General features: G+C 40.9%; 1 protein-coding gene and 1 pseudogene. Both read right to left on the bottom strand.

What is annotated here, in order from left to right; translation table 11 throughout:
* Positions 1–55: 55 nt before the first annotated feature.
* Complete coding sequence (locus ACOVO2_RS14385; protein WP_421770647.1) at positions 56–3187, bottom strand: efflux RND transporter permease subunit; 3132 nt, start codon at positions 3185–3187, stop codon at positions 56–58.
* A gap of 161 nt (positions 3188–3348) precedes the next feature.
* Positions 3349–3540 (bottom strand): annotated as a pseudogene (locus tag ACOVO2_RS14380) (efflux transporter periplasmic adaptor subunit); the annotation flags it as partial.

Raw genomic sequence — 3540 nt, 5'->3', positions numbered from 1 at the left:
AAAAAAGCCCCAAAAGCATTGACTTTGGGGCTTTTTGATTTGATATCAATCTGTATTAATCAAGCACTGGTTCGGCTACTTTTTTTGATTTTTTCTTGCCATTGCTTATTCCTAAAACCCTATTTTTCAAAGATTCGATAATCATATACATCGAAGGAACTAAGAATAAGGTCAAGAAAAGCGAGCTTGTAAGACCTCCGATAATTACCCAAGCCATTCCGTTTTTCACTTCTGCACCTGAGCCAGATGCCAAAGCAATTGGCAACATACCCGCAATCATGGCGATGGTTGTCATCAAGATTGGGCGTAAACGCTCTTTTCCTGCTTCAACGAGTGCTTCTTTTACCGACATTCCTTGTTCTTTGAGATGGTTTGTAAAGTCAACGATAAGGATACCGTTTTTGGCCACCAAACCTAAGAGCATAATCAAACCAACGATGGCAAAAATTGTGAGCGATTCCATCGTAAGAGCCAAGGCCAGTAAGGCACCAATCAAGGCAACTGGAATCGAGAAAAGTACCACAAACGGATAAACCACACTTTCGTAAAGAGCAACCATAATGAGGTAAACCAACAAAATACCCAAGCCAAAAGCCAATCCTAAGCTACCGAAAGCATCTTTTTGGCGTTGTGCTTCCCCTTGATATTCAATCACGATGCCGTCTGGCACTTTGAGTTTGGCTACTTCTTTCTGAATATCGGCCACAACCGTACCTGTTGCACGTCCAACCGTTGAGGCTGTAACTTTAATTGAATTCATGCGGTCAGAACGCTCCAAAATTGCTTGTCCGACAATTTCGTTTACATCGGCAATATCTTTCAATTTTACGATTGCTCCACGATTGGTGCGAAGTGTCAATTCTCTGATATTTTCAATGGAACGTTTGTCTGATTTTTCGAGTGAAATATTGATTGGATATTCTTCGCCCGCTTGTTTGAATTTCGATTGGTCGTTTCCTCTGAAAGCCAACTGAATTGCACCACCAACTTCTGGTACACTCAAGCCCGCTTGCGAAATTTTATCACGATTTAATTGAATCGAAATCTCAGTTTTTGGGCTTTTCGTACTAAACTCTACGTAATCTGTTCCAGCAGTTTTTTTCACAACTTCTTTCACATCTCGGGCTACGGCCTTGATTTTATCCATATCTACACCTTTGATGGCAATCTGAATCGGAGCTTCGCTACCGCCTGTGATACTCACGGGGCGAATCACCACTTTTACTCCTGGAATTTTGGCTACTTCGTTTCGTATCATATCGCCGAAAGCATCGGTCGAAAGTTTACGTTTTTGTTTATCAACGAGTGTTACTGAAATTTCTGAGATATTTGAATTTGAATTACCCGAACCCATCGCACCCGTTTGTGTACCGATATTGGCAAAAACTTTCTCAACTTCTGGTTTTTGAAGTAGTAATTCTTCTACTTTTTTAGTCATAAGGTTAGTTTGTGCCAGTGGCGTTTGTGGCGACATTTCGAGTTGAATTGCAAATTCGCCGCGGTCGCCCGAACCCGTAAAAGCCGTGCCGATAAAGCCTGCACTTAGCAAAGAAATCGAACCAACAAACATGGCCAATATCACTATTAAAACCCAACGTTTATGATTCAAAGCCCAACCTAACATTTTGCCATAATCTGTCTGTAAACCAGTTAGAAAACGTTCAAAAGCTAAGTTGATTCTTCCCCAAAGGCTGTTTTTGCTCAAAATTTCAACTTTCCCCCATCGCGAAGCCAAAAGTGGCGTAAGCGTAAACGAAACCAATAAACTCATGAGTGTAGAGAAAACCACCACCAACGAAAACTCACGCAAGATATTTCCAATCAAACCTCCACTCATTGACAAAGGCAAAAATACTACGACGTCAACTAAGGTAATAGCAAGGGCCGTAAAACCAATTTCCTGACGACCTTCGATGGCTGCTTGAACTTTGTTTCTGCCCATTTCGAGGTAGCGATAAATATTTTCCAAAACCACGATACTATCATCGACCAAGATACCTACCACCAACGAAAGCCCCATGAGCGTCATGAGATTGAGTGAAAAGCCAAAGACGTACATCAGAATAAAAGTAGGAATCATGGCCGAAGGAATGGCCACCAATACAAACATGGAGCTACGGAAACTATGTAAAAAGAATAGCATCACGGCTGCCACGATGATAATCGCCAAGAACAAATCATGCACAACGGCATCGGCCGAAGCGAGTGTATAAATTGATTGGTCGGCCGCAATATCGTAGTTAAAGCCTTTTGAAGTGTAAGTAGCTTTGATATTTTTCAAAGTCTCTTTTACCGATTTACTCACATCTACTGCATTGGCATCGGCTTGTTTTACGATTTCGATACCAATACCTGCTTGACCGTTATTTCGGTTGAGTGTTTTTGCTTCGGTTTGTCCGTCGGTGATGATGGCGAGGTCTTTCAATAAAACTCGGCTTCCGTCAACGTTTTGGCGAATAATCAGATTACGTAATTCATCTACTTTGACTAATTTGGCGTCAAGTCTAATCGAAACCCTATTGTTTTCGCTCAAAACACTACCCGCAGGAAACGAACTATTGCTGCTGGCAATCATTTGATTGACTTGTGCCGACGAAATATTATAGGCTTGAAGTTTCGTATTATCTAAGTTTACTTGAATTTCACGCTCGCTTCCACCGATAAGCCTTACCGTACCGACACCCGCCACGTTTGAAAGGACAGGCTTGATTTTTTGGTCGATTAAATCGTATAATTCTGGCTCCGACATATTGGCCGAGGCACTGATACGAAGCACAGGAATCTCGTCAGTATTGAAACGGTTGACCACTGGGTCGTCGGCATCATCGGGTAATGTTGATTTAATTTGGTTGATTTTTCGTTCGGCGTCACGTTGGGCATCAAGTGTATTGATACCAGATTTGAGCTGAACCGTTACGATTGAAACTCCTTCTGATGAAATTGAAGAAATTTTATCTATACCCTCGATGGCCGAAATGGCTTCTTCGATGGGTTTTGTTACTACGTTCTGAATCTCGTCAGAAGATGCACCACGATAAACGGTTTGTACCATAATTACGTTGGCTTCAAACTTAGGCAATAAATTGTAATTTAATTGCTTATAGCTTATAAAACCAAACAAAATCAAGGTCACAAAAAACACCGTAATTAGCAACGGGCGTTTGATTGATATTTCGGTTATTGACATTTTCTTGATAGTTATTTGTTGACAGGTTGACTTGGGAACTGGTTATTTGTTATTGGTTGACTTGTTATTGGTTACTGGTTAGTTCTTGAAATTTATATCTAATAACAAATTCACTAATAACTAGTAACTAATTCTCCAGTAACCAATTCCCCAATAACCAATTACTTATTTGATGTTTTAATAATACTGCTGCCGTCGGTCAAGTTGATTTGGCCGCTTGTTACTACTTCTTCGCCTGCTTGTAAGCCTGCAATAACTTCGATGTTTTCACCGATTTCACGACCAACCGTAATTTTCTGAATCACGGCTGTGTTGTTTTTCACTACATACACATACGGGTTCTTGATGCCTTC

The organism is Emticicia sp., from assembly GCF_049241225.1.
Lineage (GTDB): Bacteria > Bacteroidota > Bacteroidia > Cytophagales > Spirosomataceae > Emticicia.
Note: the sequence above shows the minus strand (reverse complement) of the source record. Positions and strands in the feature narration are given on the sequence as shown.

Bases quoted from the DNA above. Each gene is read 5' to 3' on its own strand.
- ACOVO2_RS14385 (WP_421770647.1), bottom strand. From the start codon at position 3,187: ATGTCAATAACCGAAATATCAATCAAACGCCCGTTGCTAATTACGGTG.